This is a genomic window from Alkalibacterium sp. s-m-28 (genome assembly GCF_054658175.1).
Genome location: NZ_BAAGIQ010000516.1, coordinates 1 through 230 on the forward strand (window position 1 = coordinate 1; position 230 = coordinate 230).

Sequence of the window (230 nt, forward strand, 5' to 3'; positions counted from 1 at the left end):
GTAGATCGTGATACTAAATGGGGAAAGACCATTTATTTAATGATGATGTTCGCTAGTGTATACGGTCTTAGGGTTAGTGACATAAGAGATTTACAACTATCCTCAATAAACTGGCAAGATAAAATACTGTCACTTTCACAACAAAAAACTCAAACACCGTTAAATCTGCCTCTTATTTATGAAATTGAACTAGCCTTACTTGATTATATAAAAAATGTTAGACCTTCAAT

1 protein-coding gene is annotated in these 230 nt (G+C 32.2%); it reads left to right on the forward strand.

Annotation, left to right across the window (positions count from 1 at the left end; genetic code table 11):
* A partial coding sequence (locus tag ACYQ4S_RS13085) for a tyrosine-type recombinase/integrase (protein ID WP_459771619.1) occupies positions 1-230 on the forward strand: 230 nt, incomplete at both ends.